This is a genomic window from Prevotella sp. P4-51 (assembly GCF_002251455.1).
Lineage (GTDB): Bacteria > Bacteroidota > Bacteroidia > Bacteroidales > Bacteroidaceae > Prevotella.
Window position 1 is genome coordinate 1 of the sequence record NZ_NPJM01000075.1, and the last position, 20,457, is coordinate 20,457.

The 20,457-nt window shown below is 54.1% G+C and carries 11 protein-coding genes; 5 read left to right on the forward strand and 6 right to left on the reverse strand.

Going from position 1 to position 20,457, the window contains the following annotated elements; genetic code table 11:
* Window positions 1-47: 47 nt before the first annotated feature.
* Genes CIK94_RS13450 through CIK94_RS13475 form a run of 6 tightly spaced genes read right to left on the reverse strand, consistent with a single transcriptional unit; the run spans window position 48 to window position 11,205 of the window.
* Window positions 48-1,973: a glycoside hydrolase family 13 protein gene (locus CIK94_RS13450; RefSeq protein ID WP_094423343.1), complete on the reverse strand. Its 1,926-nt coding sequence runs from the start codon at window positions 1,971-1,973 to the stop codon at window positions 48-50.
* A 21-nt stretch (window positions 1,974-1,994) separates the two neighbouring features.
* A complete protein-coding gene (gene pulA / locus CIK94_RS13455) occupies window positions 1,995-3,932 on the reverse strand; it encodes a type I pullulanase (protein WP_094423337.1) in 1,938 nt (645 codons plus the stop codon).
* A gap of 22 nt (window positions 3,933-3,954) precedes the next feature.
* On the reverse strand, window positions 3,955-6,090 hold the full coding sequence (locus CIK94_RS13460; protein ID WP_094423338.1) for a glycoside hydrolase family 97 protein: 2,136 nt from the start codon (window positions 6,088-6,090) through the stop codon (window positions 3,955-3,957).
* A gap of 28 nt (window positions 6,091-6,118) precedes the next feature.
* Entirely contained in the window at window positions 6,119-8,791 is a 2,673-nt protein-coding gene (locus CIK94_RS13465) for a 4-alpha-glucanotransferase (protein ID WP_094423339.1), read from the reverse strand.
* Between the two features lie 35 nt (window positions 8,792-8,826).
* Window positions 8,827-10,137, reverse strand: coding sequence for an MFS transporter (locus CIK94_RS13470; protein ID WP_094423340.1), 1,311 nt, complete (start codon window positions 10,135-10,137; stop codon window positions 8,827-8,829).
* Between the two features lie 36 nt (window positions 10,138-10,173).
* The gene (locus CIK94_RS13475) at window positions 10,174-11,205 is read right to left on the reverse strand and encodes a LacI family DNA-binding transcriptional regulator (protein WP_094423341.1); all 1,032 of its coding nucleotides are present in this window, start codon (window positions 11,203-11,205) and stop codon (window positions 10,174-10,176) included.
* A 230-nt stretch (window positions 11,206-11,435) separates the two neighbouring features.
* Between CIK94_RS13475 and CIK94_RS13480 the strand changes: the two genes are divergently transcribed.
* From CIK94_RS13480 to CIK94_RS13500, 5 genes are all read left to right on the forward strand, one after another.
* Window positions 11,436-14,525 (forward strand): TonB-dependent receptor, encoded by a 3,090-nt coding sequence (locus tag CIK94_RS13480; protein ID WP_254046228.1) that lies wholly within the window; start codon window positions 11,436-11,438, stop codon window positions 14,523-14,525.
* Window positions 14,526-14,569: 44 nt separating this feature from the next.
* Entirely contained in the window at window positions 14,570-16,183 is a 1,614-nt protein-coding gene (locus CIK94_RS13485; RefSeq protein WP_094388704.1) for a RagB/SusD family nutrient uptake outer membrane protein, read from the forward strand.
* Between the two features lie 32 nt (window positions 16,184-16,215).
* Window positions 16,216-17,100, forward strand: a complete 885-nt coding sequence (locus CIK94_RS13490; protein WP_094385827.1) for a SusE domain-containing protein — start codon at window positions 16,216-16,218, stop codon at window positions 17,098-17,100.
* 30 nt (window positions 17,101-17,130) lie between these two features.
* Window positions 17,131-18,018 carry a DUF5115 domain-containing protein gene (locus tag CIK94_RS13495; RefSeq protein ID WP_094385825.1) on the forward strand — a complete coding sequence of 296 codons (888 nt, stop codon included), beginning with the start codon at window positions 17,131-17,133 and terminating at the stop codon, window positions 18,016-18,018.
* A 335-nt stretch (window positions 18,019-18,353) separates the two neighbouring features.
* Window positions 18,354-20,378 (forward strand): alpha-amylase family glycosyl hydrolase, encoded by a 2,025-nt coding sequence (locus CIK94_RS13500; protein WP_094423342.1) that lies wholly within the window; start codon window positions 18,354-18,356, stop codon window positions 20,376-20,378.
* Window positions 20,379-20,457 lie beyond the last annotated feature (79 nt).

A 20,457-nucleotide genomic window follows, 5' to 3' on the forward strand; every position in this document is an offset into this window, starting at 1 on the left:
GGGTTGGGGAGGGGCTTTCGGGGGGTTGGGGGAGGGCTTTCGTTTTATTAGAAGTCCAGCACCATGGTCTGGCGGGGACGGAGTTTTACGTTGTGGTTGATGATTACGGATCTGCCCGTCGTCACATCTGTGGCTTTCACGGCGTTGCCGATAATCTCAGCATAACGCTTGATGTCGAGCTCGGCTGCCTCGTTTCTGCCATTGATGACGGTCATGACGGTCTTGCCTTTATACTGACGCGCCACCACATAAATGCCACGGTAGGGGCAGAACTGGGTCTGGGAACCCTTCGTAATCACCTCGTTACCTTGTCGCCAGTGGAGCAGTCGGCTTGTCCAGCTGAACATATCGTTCTGCGCCTTGGTGCGTCCTTCAGCTGTGAAGGCGTTGGTAGCGTCGCCAGCCCATCCACCGGGGAAGTCCTTGCGCACATTGCCGTCGGTGACAGACTTGGTGCCATTCATGAGTACTTCGGTGCCGTAGTAGAGCTGCGGAATACGGTTTATGGTCAGCAGCAGAGCCAGTGCCTGCTTGAGAGCCAACGTATCTTTGCCCGTACCCAAGAAGCGGTCGGTGTCGTGGTTCTCAATAAACGCCATCACACTCTTGGGATTGGCATAAAGATAGTCATAGCACAACACATTGTATATGCGGTTCATGCCATTCCACCAGCCGTCGGTCTCCTCGTGCTTAGCCAGATTGATGCGGTCGTAGAAGGCGAAGTCCATGACGGTCTTCAGATAGCTGTTCTTCTCGGAGAGCTTGCTGTCCTTCTGCCAGGCAGCCGTATAGGCAGGCTCGGTGACCCACGTCTCACCCACGGTGTTGAAGTTGGGGTATTCGCGGTCGAGCGTCTGCATCCAGAGAGCCATGCCATCGCGGTCGGCATAGGGATAAGTGTCCATGCGGATGCCGTCAATGCCAACAGTCTCAATCCACCACTCACTGTTCTGGATAAGATACTTCATGACGTGCGGATTGCGCTGGTTGAGGTCGGGCATGGTGGGCACGAACCAACCGTCGACCGTCTCTTTCAGGTCTACCTTGCTGGCGTAGGGATCGAGCACGGGTGTGAGCTTATAGCTGGTCTGCAGATACTTGTCGTTGACTTTAGCCTTTCCGTCTACGGTGTCCATCTTCTTTTGGTGGGCTGCGGTCTGGTATTCGGGAAGCAGCCATTCGGGCGTGTTGAACCAGTCTTTGGACGGCATATCTGCCACCCAGGGATGCTCAAAGCCGCAATGATTGAAAATCATGTCCATCACCACCTTCAGACCCTTGCTGTGGGCCTCGTCGATGAGACGCTTATACTCCTCATTGGTTCCGAAGCGCGGGTCGACGCGATAATAGTCGGTCGTGGCGTAGCCGTGGTAGGAGGAGCTGGTGCCATTGCTGGGGCTGTCGTTCTCGAGTACGGGTGTGAACCACAGCGCCGTGACGCCAAGTTGGGTGAAATAGTCGAGGTGCTGGCGTATACCCTCAAGGTCGCCACCGTGGCGCAGGCTCGGAGCCGTGCGGTCGCAGGTCTTGTCGCGCATATTCTTGAAGGCGTCGTTGTGGGGATTGCCATTGGCAAAGCGGTCGGGCATGAGCATGTAGAGCACATCCTCATTGGTGAAGCCCATGCGCTTGTCGCCCGCCATAGCGCGCTCCTTCAGCTGGTACTTCACCTTCTGCGTCTGCTTGCCCTGCTTGAAGGTGAGCGTCATTTCGCCTGCCTTCGCGCCCTCAAGGTTGAGGTAGACGAAGAGATAGTTGGGCGAGTCGAGACGCGCGATGGAGTCGATGCGCACTCCGGGATAGTTGACCTCTACGGCGGCATTGCGCACGTCCTTGCCATATACCATCAGCTGGAGCGAGGCATCCTTCATGCCGACATACCAGTTGGTGGGTTCGATGCGGTCTACCTTTACTCCCGCATGCAAGCTCATAGCACTCATAAGCATTACTAATGATAGCAGTTTTTTCTTCATCATCTTGTTTTTATTATGGTTTTACTTCTTGTAGAGTATCATTGCCGACTGGCGGGGCACAACCACCTCGCTGCCATTGACGGGCATGCCTATGCCGGCTTCGCAGATGACGCCGTTGCAGCAAGCCACCGTGTATTCGCCCTCGGGGATGGTCACGGGCACAGCAGCCCGGTTGGCGTTAAGGATGACGACAATCTCTCTCCACGTATCGATGCCCTCGAGGTCCTTCAGGCGGAACGCCACGAGGCAGTCGCCAGTGGCGATAAACTCCAGATGACTCTTTACGGCGTCGGCACTGGCGAGGCGGAAGGCAGGATGATGCTTGCGGAGGCCTATCAGGGCGCGGTAATACTCAAAGACCTGTGGGTGCTGCTTGAGGTTGTCCCAGTTTAACTCATTGATACTGTCGGGCGAGGCAAAGCTGTTGTGCACACCCTTCTTGTCGCGCAACATCTCTTCGCCAGCCAACATGAAAGGCACACCCTGCGAGGTGAAGACCGCCGTCTGGGCCAGCAAGTCGAGGCGGATGAGCTCTGCCATGCGGTCGGCTTCGGATCTCGTCGCGTCGGTCAGTCCGGGAATGCTCGCCTTGAGTCGGTCTACGAGGCACATATCGTCGTGACAGCTCACATAGCTAATCTGCTGTGTAGGCTCGTTTGCCCACGGCTGCTTGTCGTAGTTGACGCGCGCCATGTCGACCTGCTTATGAGCGATGCCGCCCACGATGCCGAACTTGAGGCTCTCCTCCTCGCCCTTGATACCGGCGAGGAACGCACCCTTGGTGTCGTCGCTGAACGGGCCACGCAGCGCATCGCGCATGTCGTCGCTGAACGCTCCGATGCCATTCAGACGGTGAGTGTTGGCCTTCATGGCAAGACTGTCCTGCGGATAGGCACACGCGCCAGCACTCCAGCCCTCACCATATATATATAATGTGGGGTCAATCTGGTCTACGGCGGCACGTATCTGGTTCATCGTCTCGATGTCGTGAATGCCCATGAGGTCGAAGCGAAATCCGTCGATGTGGAACTCATTGACCCAGTACTTGACGCTCTCTATCATAAACTCGCGCATCAACGGCCGCTCCGAGGCAGTCTCGTTGCCGCAGCCCGAGCCATCGGAGTAGCGTCCGTCGGCAGTCTTGCGATAGTAATAGTCGGGGTAGGTGAGCTGGAAGTTGCTCCCGGCGATGTCGAACGTATGATTGTAGACGGCATCGAAGATGACACGGATGCCAGCCTTGTGGAGCGCCTGCACCATCGCCTTGAACTCGCGTATGCGCACCCCTGGCTGATATGGGTCGGTGGAATAACTGCCCTCAGGCACATTGTAATTCTTCGGGTCGTAGCCCCAGTTGAACTGGGGGCGATAGAGCTGCGTCTCATCTATCGATGCGAAGTCGAACAAGGGCTGGAAATGGATGGCGTTGACGCCAAGGCGCTTCAGATAGTCGATGGCGCGAGGCTCGGTCAGAGCCAGATACTTGCCCCGGTGCTGCAGGCCCGAGGTGGGGCTGATGGAGAAGTCGCGCATGTGGAGCTCGTAAATCACGAGGTCGGCAGGCGACGCGAGAGGCGGACGCTGGTCGTCGGCCCAGCCCACGGGGTCGGTGTCAGCCATATTGATAATGGCACCACGGCTGCCGTTGACTCCAACAGCCTTGGCAAACGTGCCTGGGCACTCGCCTCTGCCGATGTCGAAAGTATAGAACATGCCGCCGAGGTCGCCCTTTACCGTAGCCTCCCAGCGGTTGTCGCCGATGGCGCGCATCTTGACGGTCTTGACGGGTCGGCCGCCCTGTCCATTCTTATAGATACGCACTTTGGGGAGAGAGGGCGCATTGAGGCGGAACACGGTCTTGGTCTTGTCGTAAGTCATCTCGTCAAAGCGTCCCTGCGCGTTGGCTCCGACCGTAATCATTGCGGCAAGAAATGCGGGTAACATATATTTCTTCTTCATGCCAGATGTTGTGGAGTTGCGGTTACTTTGCGATAAGTGATACGGCGAAGCCACCGCCACGTGCCTCATTAATCTTCAGCACATCACCCTTCTTGACAGTCTTGTGGATAATCTGGTAAGCCTTAGGGTTGTGCTCGTAGTCGGCACCCTTGGCATCCTGATAGATGGCACAGTCGTACTTGCGACCCTTGTCGAGGAAGTCGAGGCACACTACAGCCGTGCGGGCCTCTTCGCCCGTCTTGCCACCAACAAACCAGTTGTCGGTACCCTTAGCCTTGCGAGCCACGGTGATGTATTGGGCAGGCTCGGCCTCAAGATATTTGGAGTCGTCCCAGTCGCAAGCCACATCGCGGATGAACTGGAAGGCGTCGTCGTACTTCTCGTAGTGTTCGGGCAGGTCGGCAGCCATCTGCAACGGGCTGTACATGACCAGATAGAGCGACAGCTGGCCGCAGAGGGTGGTGTGGACGAAGCTCGGGTTCTGGCTCCAGTCAGAGAGTCGGGTCTCGAAGATGCCTGGGGTATAGTCCATCGGGCCACCCTGTAGACGGGTGAACGGCAGCATCACGGTATGGTAAGCTACGTTTCCGCCGAAAGCCTCATACTCGGTGCCGCGGGCGCTCTCGTTGCCTACGAGGTTGGGCCAGGTGCGGCAGATGCCGGTAGGGCGAGTAGCCTCGTGGGCATTGACCATGATGTGGTGCTTGGCGGCAGTCTCGATGACATGCTGATAGTGATTGTTCATAAGCTGGCTGTAGTGAAATTCGCCGCGAGGGATGATGTCGCCGACATATCCCGTCTTGACAGCGTCGTAGCCATACTTGTTCATCAGGCTGAAGGCATTCTCCAAGTGGCGCTCGTAGTTGAGAGCGGATGAGGACGTCTCGTGGTGCATCATCAGTTTCACTCCCTTGGCGTGGGCATAATCGTTGAGCATCTTGATGTCAAAGTCGGGATAAGGAGTGACGAAGTCGAAGACGTCGAGCTTCTGATGGCCGAACCAGTCTTCCCATCCTTCGTTCCAGCCCTCGACCAGCACTTCCTGCAAGCCATTCTTGGCAGCGAAGTCGATATAGCGCTTCACCTCCTCATTGGTTGCGCCATGTGTGCCGTTGGGCTTGCACTTGGCATAGTCGGTGACGCCGAGACGAACCGAAGGCAGGTCGTTGGTGTAGCTCCATGACTTGGTGCCGACAATCATATTCCACCACACACCGCAGTACTTGGTGGGATGAATCCAAGAGGTATCTTCTATCTTGCAAGGCTCGTTGAGGTTGAGGGTGAGCTTGCACGACAGCATGTCGCGGGCGTCGTCGCTAACCATCACTGTGCGCCACGGGGTGTTGAAGGGAGTCTGGATAAAGCCCTTGCGGCCCACGGCGTCGGGGGTAAGCCATGACTCGAAGACAAGGTTCTTGTCGTCAAGGTTGAGGTGCATCGTGGGGTAGTCCAAGCAGGCTGCCTCGTGGATATTGATATAGAGTCCGTCCTTGGTCTTGAGCTGCAGCGATGTCTGCACCCCGGTGTTGGAGAAGACCGTAGTGGACGAGTTGCTCTTGTATGCCTCGCGGTGTTTGGCAATAACCGCGCGGATGCCGGTAAGCGGAGTGATGTTGTACTCATACTCCTGCGTATCGTAGTCGCCAGGAATCCAGTAGGCGGTATGGTCGGCGGTCATCGCAAACTGCGTGTGCTCCTCCTTTATCACGAAATAGTTGAGCGTCTGCTGCTGCGGAAACTCGTAGCGCAGTCCCATGCCATAGTCGTAAACGCGGAAACGGATGGTGATGTCGCGGTCGGAGGAGGGCTGGTGCAGGTTGACAGCCATCTCGTTGTAGTGGTTGCGGATGGTTGCGGTCTCGCCCCACACGGGTCGCCATGTCTCGTCGAAGGAAGAGGTCTGCGTGGACTTAATCTTGAAACCGTCCATCAGGTCGGTCTCTTCCATTCCCTTAGAGGCGTGCTTGTCCCGGGCAAGCTCCAGTCCGAGGTGGGAAGGGTTTACCACCTGCTTGTCCTTGTACTTCATTTCGTATGTGGGCTGGCCCTTGTCTGAGAGCGAAAAGGTGAGCGACACATTGCCGTTGGGCGACTTTACAGTCTGGGCTGCAGCCATCATCGGGAGCAGCCCCAACAATATGATATATTTCTTTATCATGCTGATAGTTGTTATTGTTTGCTTCATATTATCTGCCAGACTGTCTGATGAGTGTGCTCAGCTCGTCGGTGAACTTGGCATCGGCCATGAGGTCCTCTATGTTGAGGTGCATGCGGTAACGCCAGTAGTGCTTAGGATTGGCAGGGATATTGATGCGCTCGGCATCGGCATCGGGCAGACGCAGGCGCTCGCTCATGGCAAGCCAGTCCTGAAGACTCAATACGCAGAGCATCGAAGGCGAGTCGAGATGACGGGCAATGATATCCTCGGCGAGCCATCCTGGCAGCGGATGGGGCGCAGGGCCTTCGCGGTAGAGCATGGAGTTGTAGTAATCCTGCGTACGTTCGTAGTCCTCGTCCCACCACTGGCGGAGCGTGGGCATATCGTGGCTGGATATGGTACATACCGAACAGTAAGGGTTCTGGCTGAGATGTCCGAAGCGCGTAGTGGGCGACTTGGGCATGCTCTGGAGCTCGAGGCTGAGTATTCTGAGCTGCTTCATCACCCATGACACACAGTCGGGCACCATGCCGAGGTCTTCGGCGCATACGAGCATGCGTGTGGCCTGTACCAGCTTGGGCAACTTCTTCATTGCCTCGCGATACCAGAACTGGTTGTTGCGACGATAATAATAGTCGTTGTAAAGGCGGTTGAACGCTTGCTTGTCATTATCGTAGAGCGACTCATAGATAAAGCCGAACTGGGCTGAGATACGCGGATGGAACATATCGGCACGGTTGCGGTCGCGCACAAAGAGTACGTCGCTCACAAGCGAATAGAGTCCGTCGCGCAGCCAGAGGTCTTCCTGCTGGGTTGCGCCGGCAAAGTGAGCCTCTATCTTGCGCTGCGTATCAAACTCGGGCTTCATGCGGTAACGCTCGCCGTCGATGCGCTCCAGATACTTGCTGCGCACCTCGTCGGCGCGTCCGTGGAAGACACGGTCGAGCACCCAATCGGTAATGAAGGGCTGGGTGAAGCGCTCCTCCTGGAAATTGAGCCCGTACTGCATGATTTCCTCATGGCTCATAGCCTGCGACGGAGCAAACTGCCCCGTCAGTCCATATACACAGTCGAGGGGTATCTCCCAAATGCGGAAGAAGCCTAAGACATGGTCAATGCGGTAGGCATCAAAGAACTGCGACATATTCTGGAAGCGGCGCACCCACCATTGGCAGCCGTCCTTGAGCATCTCGTTCCAGTTGTAGGTGGGGAAGCCCCAGTTCTGACCGTTGACCGAGAAATCGTCTGGCGGTGCTCCTGCCTGTCCGTTAAGATTGAAGTATTTGGGCTCCACCCATACGTCGCAGCTGTATCTGTTTACGCCGATGGGGATATCGCCCTTGAGGATGACGCCCTTCTGTCTGGCATACTCGTGAGCGTCCTTCATCTGCGCCGACAGCACGTACTGAACGAAATAGAAGAAAGCCACAGTCTGGTATTCCTTAGTGCGAGGGTCTGACAGCAGAGCACGGTCGGCCTCGTTCCATACATTATGGTCTTTCCACTGAGAGAAATCGGCTGTACCGTTCTCGTTTCTCAGCCATGAATACTGGGCATAGGGCACGAGCCAGCTCTGGGTTTCCTGGAAGAACGCCTTAAACTGCGCGCTCTTCATCATCTTTTTGCCTTCCTGCTGATAGACCTTGCCTAAGTAGTCCAACTTGAAGGCGTTTGCCTTCTCATAGTCTATCTGTGGCAGGGCGTTGAGTCTGCGGCGCTCTGCTTCAGCCTCATTGCGCGCATCCTTGTCCTTCAATTCGGGCAAAGCGCGAAGGTCGGCATACTGGGGATGTATGGCGAAGATGCTGATGCAGCTGTAGGGATAAGAGTCGGTCCAGGTGTGGGTGATGGTGGTGTCGTTGATGGGGAGCAACTGCAGCACGCGCTGTCCTGTCTTTGCCATCAGGTCTATCATCATCTTGAGGTCGCCGAAGTCGCCCACGCCCGCACTCTTCTTGGTGCGGAGCGAGAAAACCGGGACAAGCGTACCTGCCAGTCTGCGGTTCCATATCTCAAAGAAAGCCTGATCCAAGTTGTACACCACCATCGCGCCCTTATTCATGTCGGGCAGGGCGATGGTGCGGTTGCTGCTACACTCCCACATCATCACGTGTCCGGAAGCGTTTGTTACCACAAACTTCAGCTCTATCGGCTCGCCATGAAGCTGCTCGGCGTCGATGTCGACAGCCCATTCGCAGTAGTTGTGAAGCGTCATGGGCACGGCCTTGTCCGGACACCATTCGCCTAAAGCCTTCTGCGCACCTATCACTGCCAGACGCTCTCCGTCGCGGAGTTGCGGTGCCCGTACGATGAGACGCAGCGTGCGGGCAAAGGATGTAGACTTGAGAGGCTGCGGAACCTGATGGTTGATGCAGTCGGTAAATGCAGAACTGTAGAGATACGAGTCTTCGGGCATATCATTCCAACGGTCGTACACGTGGTATTCGGTTGCAGCGGTACATGTGAAGTCGATCACATGCTTCACCGTCAGCCATTCGCTTCGCTCGAAAGTGCCATCTGTCGTCACCTTATAATAATATATAAGGTTAGGGGTGGATGTACGCAGCGAAAGGTCGCACCACCAGTCCACTCCGTCTACGGTGGTCATACGAAGTGTCTTCACCTCGTCTTTGTCCATGAAGCAGAGCGAGAGTTCCTCGCCGAATGCAGTACGGTATTCTATATGAAAGTGTATAGTCATTATGTATATGGGTTATAGGATTATTACCATGAGAACTATTTATTCCTGTTGCTCCTGATGGCTGCCACAGAGAAGGCACCGCAGACGAGCAATACGCCAGCCACAATCATCATGTGGCTCTGGTGGGAGCCGACGAGATGAAGGAGGTGACCGCCACACAGGGCTGCCACAATCTGGGGAATACAGATGGTGCCGTTGAAGAGCCCGAGATAAGCGCCCTTATGGCTGTAGCCCTCAAGGGCGTTGGTGACAAAGGCAAACGGCATGGCGAGCATGGCTGCCCAAGCACAGCCTATGAGCAGGAAGGGCAGTACGAGCATGTTCTTGTCGCCGATAAACGGCACAAGGGCAAAGCCTATTCCGCCGATAAGCAGGCTAAGGGCGTAAGCCAGCTTCTCGTTCTTGAAATTCGGAAGCGCCATAGCCCACAGCACCGACCCGATGGCTTGCCAGAAGAACAGCACGCCAACCCAGTTGCCCGCCTCCTGGTAGCCCTTGGAAACCACGTCGGTGGTGTGCCATACGGTTTCGGCAATGGTACCGTTGGTGTAGGTCCACATATACATAAAGGCAGCCCAGCAGAAGAACTGTACGAGTCCGACCTTCCAGAACATCGTCGGCGCATTCTTGAGAAGCGTTATCCAGCCTGCGCACTTCTTTTCTGTCTGAGGCTGGGCCTCGTTGTATTCGGCGTATTCCGCGGGGGTCCACTCTTTTACCTTCGCCGTGGTGAAGATGACGCAGAGGATGAGTATGGCTGCTCCGACATAGAACGAATAGATGACCGAGTCGGGTATTACGCCCTTTGCGGCTTCGTTGGAAATGCCGAGAGCCGTAAAGAAGAACGGAAATACGTAGCCTACAAGCGAACCGGCATTACAGAGAAATGACTGGATGGAGTAGGCGAGCGACTTCTGTTCCTCATTCACCATGTCGCCCACAAGCATCTTGAATGGCTGCATGGCCATATTGATGCTCGTGTCGAGAAACATCAGCGAGATAAGTCCGAAGACCATGGCCGTGCCGACAGCCATACCGAACGAACCGGAATTGGGCAGCAGGCACATTACCAGTACAGCCACTGTGGCTCCTACGAAGAGGTACGGGATGCGACGCCCGAAGCGACACCATGTCCTGTCGCTGAGCGTGCCTACTATGGGTTGTACGAGGATGCCCATCAGAGGAGGCAATATCCAGAAATAGCTGAGGTTGTGGGGGTCAGCCCCCAGTGTGGCAAAGATGCGCGATATGTTGGCGCTTTGCAGGGCGTAAGCTATCTGTACGCCAAAAAATCCGAAACTCAAATTCCAGAGTTTCCAGAATGAAAGATTAGGCTTTTGGGTCATTGTTATTTGGTTTTCTGTTATTCTGTTTTTTTCCGTTCAGCGGGTGGTGCCTCTCACGACCAGTCGTGTCCTCACCACGCGCATGGCCACCTCATTACGCGGCAGCGAACCTTCCACCTGGCTGATGAGTATATTGGCAGCCTCCTCACCCACAACCACGCCACGTTGTTCCACCGTGGTGAGCATCGGGTCGCAGGCTACGGCACGATTGCCGTTGGTAAATCCGCAGATGCTTATGTCGTTGGGGATGCCGAACCCCATGCGTTTGGCGGTGTAGAGTATGCCTATGGCGGTGTCGTCGTTGATGGCGAAGAAGGCGTCGGGGCGCTCGTCGTCAGGCAGAGAGAGTATTTCGGGTGTAATTGCCTCAGCCTGCGCGCGGTTGTCACATATACGCACAAGTTTTTCGTCTATCTTCAATCCGTTTTTGGCCAAGGCGTCACGATAGCCGTTATAGCGGTTCTTCGACAGTTCCAGGTTCATCGGCGAGCCATAGAAGGCGATACGCTTGCAGCCGGTATCTATCAGGTGGGTCACCGCCGTATAGGCTCCGTTATAATCATCCACCACCACTCGCGAACCGTTGACGCCGGTGCAGATACGGTCATAAAACACAAGTGGCACCCCATTGTCCATAAGCTGGCGGAAGTGGTCATACTGTCTGGTATCCTTGGCTTGCGACACGATGACGCCACACACCTTATTTTTATAGAAGTCGTCGCAGATTGCCACCTCCTTGTCGTAACGCTCGTTGCTCTGTGCCACCATCACACGATAACCGCGCGCACGCGCTTCCTCTTCTATTCCCGAGAGGATAGACGAAAAGTAGTAATGCACAAACTCTGGAATGATTACGCCGATAACCTTCATTGGCTGGCTATGGGTGTGGCGCAACGCCTCACCAATGACATTCGGGCAAAAGTTATGTTCTTTCGCGTATGCCTTGATGCGTTCTTTTTGTGACGCGCTGATGCGGGGACTGTCGTTGAGCGCACGACTGACTGTCGCTACCGAGATGCCCAAGTCGCGGGCTATGTCTCGCATTGTTATAGGTGACTTATCTGCCATGGTTTTCAGTTATGCCGCAAAATTAGTCATTATTCCCGAATGTGTAATGCTTTTCTTTGCACAAAATATTAAATTGTAGTGCAATCGTTTGCATTGAGATTGTGGCAGTTTTCGCAAAAAAAAGATACAAGGTGATTAGATTACCCCTAACTTTGCATGCAGATTGAAATGAGCCCAATAACTACTGAACTTCATTTACATAATATATCTATAACTAAAAACAGCAAAACATGAAGCAGTTGAAAATCAAATTGCCTCTGAAGACGTTGGTACTTGCCGGCAGTCTTCTCCTTGCAACAAGTTCCTTTGCGCAGAACAATGCCATCAAGGGACATGTGAAAGATGCTTCGGGCGAACCTCTCATGGGTGCAACCATCACTGTCAAAGGTAAAGCCGTAGGCATTACCGATGTTGATGGCAACTTCACCATCGATGCAGCCCCTGGTACAGAACTTACATTCACCTTCTTGGGCATGTTGCCACAGACCATCAAGGCAACGGGCAACATGACCGTAACTCTCTCCAGTGATGACAAGCTCCTCAATGAGGTGGTGGTCATCGGTTATGGTACTGTAAAGAAAAACGACCTTACAGGTTCTATCAACACGGTAAAGCCAAGTGAGGTGCAGGCCGGACTTGCTACATCGGCTCAGGACCTTCTGGTAGGTCAGGCTCCTGGTGTAACCGTAACCTCTGCCGGTGGACCTGAAGGCGGCGGTACAATCCGTGTGCGTGGTGGTTCTTCACTCAACGCCAACAACGACCCGCTTATCGTCATCGACGGTGTGCCATTGGACAACTCTGGTATACAGGGTATGGGCAACCCGCTCTCGATGATTGCCCCTGACAACATTGAAAACATGACCATCCTCAAGGATGCTTCCGCTACAGCCATTTACGGTTCGCGCGCTTCCAATGGTGTCATCATCATCACCACCAAGCGCGGTATGAAGGGCAAGCCTCAGGTAAACTTCTCCGCCAATATGTATGTCAACACTGCCCGCAAGACCTACAAGTCTTTGTCTACAGATGCATTGACAGAAGTTCTGACACAGCATTTTGGCGCTGACAGCGACCCCATTAAGTATATTCAGGCCAACGCCCAGAAGTATGGCGTGCTCAACACCAACTGGCAGGACGAAGTGCTGCGTACCACCGTCTCTCACGACTACAACCTGAGCGTGGGTGGAACTACCGGCTGTCTGCCTTATCGCGTGTCAGCCAGCTACACCAATAACAATGGTATTCTGATGGACTCTCGCATGGATCGTGCCACCGTGGGCTTCAATCTTACTCCTGAGTTCCTCAATCACCGACTCAAGATTAAGGCCAACGTCAAGGGCTACTGGATAAAGAACCAGTTCACCAACAGCGGTGCAGTGGCAGCTGCCATCGCTATGGACCCATCTGCACCTATTTATAATAATGCTCAGATGAAGGGTGGCATTGATGGCTACAAGCTCTGGAACGGTTACTACTCTCACATGAATGGTGCGGCTTTCAACACCAACGGTACAAACAACCCAATTGCCACTGCTACCGACAAGGACGACAAGGCCACAGTACTGCGCAGCAACGGTAACCTGCAGATTGACTATGCACTGAAATGGTTGCCCGACCTGCACTTCAACCTCAACCTCGGTTACGATGTGAGCAAGTCTAAGGAGAACCTCTACACTGCAGCCAACTCACCTACAGCATGGGACGGATGGCGCAACGACGGTGCCGGTACTCACCAGTACATCGAGCAGTTCAAGAGCAATACCTTGCTCGATTTCTATATGAACTACCAGAAGCAGGTAGACTGCATCAAGTCGTTCTTCGATGTTACAGCTGGTTATTCTTGGCAGCGCTTCTATAGCGACGGCCACAACAACGGTACTGTTTTCACCACCGACGGTTTCAGCACTCCTGTTCTCAACGCTGACGGCACCTATACTCTCAACTGGGGTACACAGCGTGAGGGTACTACCTACACCGACCCCGCCAAGACGGCATGGGCTAAGCATCTTCAGTTGCTGTCATTCTTCGGACGAATCAACTATACTCTGATGGACCGCTACCTCTTGACATTCACCGTACGTGGTGATGCTTCTTCACGTTTCAGCAAGGAAAACCGTTGGGGCGTATTCCCCGCAGCGGCATTCGCATGGAAAGTCACTGACGAACCTTGGATGAAGAGCGTCAAGAAGGTGATGGACGAACTGAAACTCCGCCTCAGTTGGGGTGTCACTGGTCAGCAGGATATCGGCGACAACTACTATCCTTACCTCGCCACATACGTATCGTCTGTACAGGGCTCTAACTATCCTTCACTCAGCGGCAATGGTTTCATCTCTACCATGTACCCCTCGGGTTACGACCCCAAACTGAAGTGGGAGGAGACTACTACATGGGACGCCGGTGTTGATGTTGCCTTCCTCAACAACCGCATCTCTGCCAGCTTGGATTTCTATCTGCGTAAGTCAAAGGACTTGTTGAGCTACGTATCAGTACCCAGCGGTTCGTCTACCACCAACATGATGAACCAGAACATCGGAACACTGAAGAACCAGGGTGTCGAGTTCTCTATCACAGCACGTCCTATCGTGACCAAAGACTTCTCTTGGACTGCCAGCTACAACGTGGCTTACAACAAGAACAAGATTACCAAGCTCAACAACGATGGTTCATATATTGAGACAGGTGGCATCTCTTCGGGTAACGGAAACAACTGCCAGGTACAGGCCGTTGGTCATCCTATCAATTCATTCTACCTCTTTGAGCAGGTGTACGACAAGGACGGCAAGCCACTGGAAGGTGTATACGTAGACCAGGATAATAACGGTGTAATCAACGACGACGACCGCCGCATATATCACAGCAAAGACCCGAAGGTGACAATGAGCTTCTCTTCTACTTTCAACTGGAAGAACTGGGACCTCGGTATCGCAATGCACGCCAACATCGGCAACTATGTTTATGCCGACGCCATGTCTGACCATGCTGTCGTTGACAACTGTTGGAAGAACGGTAAGTTAAACAACCTCATCCAGACCGATTACTACTTCAACGGTACCGTCAATCCTGCAATAGGCATCATGAAGAGCGACTACTGGCTGCGCAATGCCAGCTTCCTGCGCTGCGACAACATCACACTGGGTCACACATGGCCCTATCTGCTCGACAACAAGATGCGTCTGCGTCTCTACGGAGCAGTCCAGAACCCATTTGTCATCACCAAGTATAAGGGTCTCGACCCAGAGGTGGCAAGCGGTATCGACCGCGACGTCTACCCACGTGCTACAACCTTCACCATCGGTGTAGTGGCAAGTTTCTAAATCATACAACAAGCGTCTAACAATACAATAAAGACTATAATAATATGAAATCATATAAAAGCATCATAGCTTCAGCATTGTTTGCAGGTCTGGCCCTGACTACCACATCCTGTATCGGCGATTTGGATCTTGAGCCCAATGATCCGAACACCACCACAGCCGGCAACATGACAGAGGCTGCTTACGAGGCCGTGTTGGCTAAGTGTTACTCTGGCTTGGCTGTATCTGGCCAGGGCGGTCCCGACGGAGATTCAGATATCTCTGGTCTCGACGGCGGTACCGGGCAGTACACACGTGCGCTCTTTATGCTCAACGAGTTCCCCACCGACGAGACAAAGTGGATATGGAAAGACGAGGGCGTCATCGACCTTAACACCAACACATGGGGTAAGGGCAACGCCAACATCTTCGGTACATACAGCCGTATGTATGTAGAGATAGCCATCTGCAACGACTTCCTGCGCCTCATCAAGGGCAAGGACCAGTTCAAGGATATGGCTCTCGAAGCCCGTGCGCTGCGCGCCATGAGCTACTATAATATCGTAGACCTCTTCGGTATGGGTGGTTTCGTCACCGAAGACGACGCCGTAGGAAGCAAGCCCAAGCAGATTTCACGCGTCGAGCTTTACACATGGCTGGCCAGCGAGTTGGAAGACATCGTTGCCAACATGTCTGATGCCACTCCCCACTACGGTCGCGTAGGCAAGGACGGCGTTGAGGCTCTTCTCGCCCGTCTCTATCTCAATGCAGGCGTCTTTACCGGCACTCCAGCCTACGACAAGTGCGCTCAGCACTGCGAGAACATCATCGCACGCCATAAGGGCAAAGGTTTCAAGGGCTCTGGTCTTGCAGAGCACTACCTCTATCTGTTCTGCGGCGACAACGATGTATATATGCCAGGTGGCTCAGATGTCAACGAAATCCTTTGGGGTATTCCCTACGATGCCGTTGAGCTCACTCCTTACGGAGGCACCACCTTCCTCTGCTGCGCAGCTATCAGCAACCTGACCGTCGATAACGATGGCGCTTATATGAACTGCGAGGACTACGGACTCAACCAGCAGTGGGGCTGTATGCACGCCACCAAGGAATTTGCCGACAAGTTTGCTTCCGAGCCCAACGACGTACGCTGGTCTATGTGGAAGAAGGATGTAGACGGATTCAAGAAGGAGAACACCGCATTCTCTAAGTTTACCGACGGCTATGGCGTGGTTAAGTTTACCAATCTGCTGCGCGGCAGCAACGGTAATTTCAAGAAGGGTGAAATCACCAAGTTCCCCAACACCGACCTTCCCCTCATCCGTCTGGCCGATGTCTATCTGATGTTTGCCGAGTGTGCAATGCGCGGAGCTGCCGACAAGGCCAAGGGTGTGGAATATGCCAACTATGTACGTGAACGTGCAGGCGTTTCAGCATGGACTCAGACCGACCTCAACGAGCAGAACATGATTGACGAGCGTTGCCGCGAGTTGTACTGGGAGAACGTGCGCCGTACAGACCTCGTTCGCTTCGGACTCTTTACCGGCAGCAAGTACACTTGGTCATGGAAGGGCAATGTAGACAAGGGTGCCAGCATTCCTGACTACATGAACGTATTCCCGATTCCTTCATCGGTAATCGCTGCTCAGCCCGACTTCAAGCAGAACCCCAATTATTAAGCATCAATCAATCTTTATAAACAGATTAAGCAATGAAAAAATTAAGTTATATACTGTTCAGCTTCATCAGCCTGGTGCTTGCCACCGCTTCGTGCAGCGGCCCTGAAGAGGAGAACCCCGTCATCCAGACGCCTACCAAGCTCGTGCTGAACACACCGGCTACTGCCAACCAATACGTAGACCTTGGCTATGACAAGGAGGCTGGCACTGTAAACTTCACTTGCTCGCAGGCCGACTATGGCTTCGCTGCATCAGCCAATTACTACATGCAGGTGTCACTCGATGCGACCTTCGCTAATTTTGTTGAACTTGGCGACGCCTACACTTCATGCAACCTGAACGTGAAGGCAAGCCAGATAGCAGAAGCCATCTGCAAACTGCGCGGCATCACGAGTGAGGAAACCTACACCGACGAGCCTGCCCGCAAGGTATACTTCCGCGTAAGGTCTCAAATCCTGAAGTACGAGGACACCAGCATCCTCTCAAATGTTGTGGCTATGGAGAAGATTAAGGGCTACTTCGCTCTGCGTCTGCCGGGCTACATCTACCTCGTAGGTGCACCTGAGGGTTGGACTGGTCCTTCCGAAGATAATAAGGCCCACTACGAACCCTGGAAACTCTTCGAGGACGACAATGCTGTAGGCAGCAAGGTCTATTACGGAGAATTCGACATTCCTGCAGATAAGTTCCAGTTCCGTTTCTACACAGCTCTGACTGGATGGGACAAGGATTCTTACGGTATCCAGGAGAAAGACGCACCCAAGGACATCAGTATGACCAACGGCATTTACGACGGAGCCATCGTCAAGGGTAAGGGTAGCTACCAGTTGCCCGGCTGGGCTGGCGGAAAAGTCAAGATTACCGTCAATATGAGCAACGACTCTAAGATGACCGTCAAATTCGAGAAAGTAGGTTAACATTTCAGTAACGTCAAAGTGAACATAATCATGAAGAAATCAACAATAGCATTTATAGCAGTCCTGTCTCTCGTCTTCGCCTCGTGCGATGACGACTGGACAGAGGCCCTGCCACAGGTTAATCCTCAGGAGCAAGCCTTTGCTGTCGACGACATCACGCTCAAGAGCATTGTCCCCGAGGCAGTCAATCTGCAGGAGGCATATATGAAGGACAACAAGGTGAAGCTCTTCACCGAAAGCGTGAAGAACCTCCCCGCTGGCAGCAAGATAAGGTACGAGCTGCAGTTCAGCAAGACCGCCGACTTCGCCAAGTACGGCACCCTGGTATGCGAAATGGATTCCGACACAGCTGTCGTGAAAGCCTCTGACTTCCAGAACGCTTATGTGGCAGCCATCAGCCGCGGCTCCAAGGCCAAGCAGCTCTACCTGCGCTACGCCGCTTACATCGTCAAGGACGGGACTTCAGTAGTCCGCGTAGGCGACCCCAACACTTATCTGGGCGCCTCCCAGGTGAAGGTTACTCCTTACCCGAGCGACCTCGTCATCGAGAACAACTACTACCTGCTGGGTACCATCAACGGATGGTCGGTAGCTAATGCCATCAAGTTTGACCACAGTGGCGACCCCTACGACAACCCCGTATTCACCCTTAAGGTGAACATCAGCGAGAGCGATGCTGCCTCCGGATGGTGGTGGAAGGTTGTGCCTGAGTCTACATTCCGAAATGGCAACTGGGTAGACGCTGACAATGCAGCCTATGGTGTGGTTGAAAACGGCGACGGTGCTGCCGAAGGAAGCCTCGTTGGACGTACCGCAAAGAATGATGTAGGTGCAGGATGCCTGAAGATGAGCGGAGATTTGCTGTTAACCATCAATCTCGAGGATGGCACCTACTCGTTCACCCCTATCGCAAAGTAATTGTAAATCCTTAAGACATAGATACATTTTGTCACATAGATTCGTTAAGGCTTTAGATTTTTTAAGTTAGATTGGAAGAGACTGCTCACTTGGCGTGAGTGGTCTCTTTTTTTATTGGCGACGCGCCAACGTGCAAACGATTGCGCAACTGGTTTGTACGTTTCTCACTCTGTCACACTTGTTTATAGGGGAATTTGAGATAACTTTGGAGTATAAACCAAAGGGGTTGCCCAGCGGCGCGATGCAAGCGGACTAACCTCGCCGACAACCATAATTGGGGTATACGATAGTATGGGTATGCCCTCTGCTCTGATAGTAACTAAAAACAGAATAAGATGAAGACATTTTACATGACTCTCGTTGCCCTTATGGCAACATTAGGCATCCATGCACAGGGTTGGCCAGCCAACTACGACGGCGTGATGCTGCAAGGATTCTATTGGGATTCATACCGCGCGTCAAAGTGGTTCAACCTCGAAGCCCAGGCCGATGACCTCGCACCCTACTTCAGTCTGGTATGGATACCGCAGAGTGCCAACTGCGGCAGCGGACGTTCCATGGGCTACGACGACCTTTACTGGTTCAGCAATTACAACAGCTCGTTTGGCAACGAGACCCAACTGCGCTCGATGATCAAGACCTTCAAGAGCAAGGGCATTGGCACCATTGCCGATGTGGTCATCAACCACCGCAATACCCTCACCAGCTGGACCGACTTCCCTGTAGAGACATACAAGGGCACGACCTACCGCATGTATTCTACCGACATCTGCCACGACGATGATGGTGGTAGCACCTACAACTGGGCTGTCGGCCAGAGTCCTAAGCTGAGTCTCAGCAACAAGTATGACTCGGGCGACGACTGGGATGGCATGCGCGACCTCGACCACTACAGTTCCAACGTGCAGAGCGTGGTGAAGGCTTACCTCGACATGCTGCTCAACGACTTCGGCTACGCCGGATTGCGTTACGACATGGTCAAGGGCTACGCCGGAATGTTCACTGGCATCTACAACACCGCCCTCAAGCCTCGCTTCTCCGTAGGCGAATACTGGGACGGCAACGCCAATACCGTCAAGGCCTGGATAAATGCCACCAAGGTCAACGGCGAGCCCACATCGGCTGCCTTCGACTTCCCCGTGCGTTACGCCGTGCGCGACCTCATCGCTTCCAATTGGAGCGCCAGGGCAAAGAACGGACTCGTCGGCGATGCTGCCTACCGCCGCTATGCGGTGAGTTTTGTGGAAAACCACGACACCGAGTATCGATCCAGCACGGAGCAGCAAGACCCTATACGCAAAGACACGCTTGCTGCCAACGCCTACATCCTCGCTGCCTGCGGCACGCCCTGTGTCTTCTACAAGCATTGGCAGGCATACCCCACAGACATCAAGATGATGATTAATGCCCGCCACATAGCTGGCATCACCAATACCAGCACCACCGTCTTCAACGAGTATGTAGCCACGCAGTGCAATGTCCTCAAGACCGAAGGTGCTCACGGCACTCTCTACGCCGTGATGGGCCAGCGCGCCAACGCTTACCAGGCTCCGGCGGGTTATACCGAGATACTGCGCGGATATCACTATCGCTACTTGCTCAGCAACAGCAGCAACGTGGCTTGGGTCGACCTTCCCTCCGGTCACTATGACGATGTGCAGAAGGCTCGTCTCACTGCGGTGAGCAGCCAGCCGGGTGCGCAACTGGTCTACACCACCGACGGAACCACGCCCACCGCGCAGAGCCGCAAGGCGGCAAGTGGCACGCTCGTCGACATCCCCGCCGGCACCACCACGCTGAGTGTGGGACTGCTCGTAGGCACCACGGTATCGGCTGTCATCACGCGCACCTATGAGGTAAGCGCTCCCGAGGCCTTCACTCCCTACGACATCACCATAAACGTGAACGCTGACAACGTGGGATGGAGCCGCGTAAACTTCTGGGCTTGGGACGACCAGTACGGCGACAACTTCACTGCCACTGGCACGTGGCCTGGCGACGCCGTCACCGTCGCTAAGACCATAGAAGGTCGCAAGTGGTACAGCCGCACCTACCGTATAGCCAAGCGCGATGCCATGCTCTCATTTGTCTTCAGCACCGCCAGCGGTTCTCCCCAGACCGTCAACGTGTACGACATCAACAAGGACGCGTTCCTCGAAATTGCCACCAGCAAGGACAGCCAGAACCATTACTACGTGACCGATGTGACCCCGCAGACTCCTACCGCCATAACCACCGTGACCACCGACATCCAGCGCCGACCCTCTATCTGGTACGACCTGCAGGGTCGCCAATACTCCCATCGCCCCACCCAGCCCGGCGTTTACATCAACAGCGGCAAGAAGATTATGATACGGTAAACCTCAGTGTAGCATCAGCACCATGAGGTATGCCTCAAGCCCCTCCCCAACCATCCTCAAGCCCCACTCCAACCCTCCC

What these genes read in the sequence shown, in the direction of transcription:
- CIK94_RS13450 (WP_094423343.1), bottom strand. Translation starts at nt 1,973, where the DNA reads ATGAAGAAAAAACTGCTATCATTAGTAATGCTTATGAGTGCTATGAGC.
- pulA (WP_094423337.1), bottom strand. Translation starts at nt 3,932, where the DNA reads ATGAAGAAGAAATATATGTTACCCGCATTTCTTGCCGCAATGATTACG.
- CIK94_RS13460 (WP_094423338.1), bottom strand. Translation starts at nt 6,090, where the DNA reads ATGATAAAGAAATATATCATATTGTTGGGGCTGCTCCCGATGATGGCT.
- CIK94_RS13465 (WP_094423339.1), bottom strand. Translation starts at nt 8,791, where the DNA reads ATGACTATACACTTTCATATAGAATACCGTACTGCATTCGGCGAGGAA.
- CIK94_RS13470 (WP_094423340.1), bottom strand. Translation starts at nt 10,137, where the DNA reads ATGACCCAAAAGCCTAATCTTTCATTCTGGAAACTCTGGAATTTGAGT.
- CIK94_RS13475 (WP_094423341.1), bottom strand. Translation starts at nt 11,205, where the DNA reads ATGGCAGATAAGTCACCTATAACAATGCGAGACATAGCCCGCGACTTG.
- CIK94_RS13480 (WP_254046228.1), top strand. Translation starts at nt 11,436, where the DNA reads ATGAAGCAGTTGAAAATCAAATTGCCTCTGAAGACGTTGGTACTTGCC.
- CIK94_RS13485 (WP_094388704.1), top strand. Translation starts at nt 14,570, where the DNA reads ATGAAATCATATAAAAGCATCATAGCTTCAGCATTGTTTGCAGGTCTG.
- CIK94_RS13490 (WP_094385827.1), top strand. Translation starts at nt 16,216, where the DNA reads ATGAAAAAATTAAGTTATATACTGTTCAGCTTCATCAGCCTGGTGCTT.
- CIK94_RS13495 (WP_094385825.1), top strand. Translation starts at nt 17,131, where the DNA reads ATGAAGAAATCAACAATAGCATTTATAGCAGTCCTGTCTCTCGTCTTC.
- CIK94_RS13500 (WP_094423342.1), top strand. Translation starts at nt 18,354, where the DNA reads ATGAAGACATTTTACATGACTCTCGTTGCCCTTATGGCAACATTAGGC.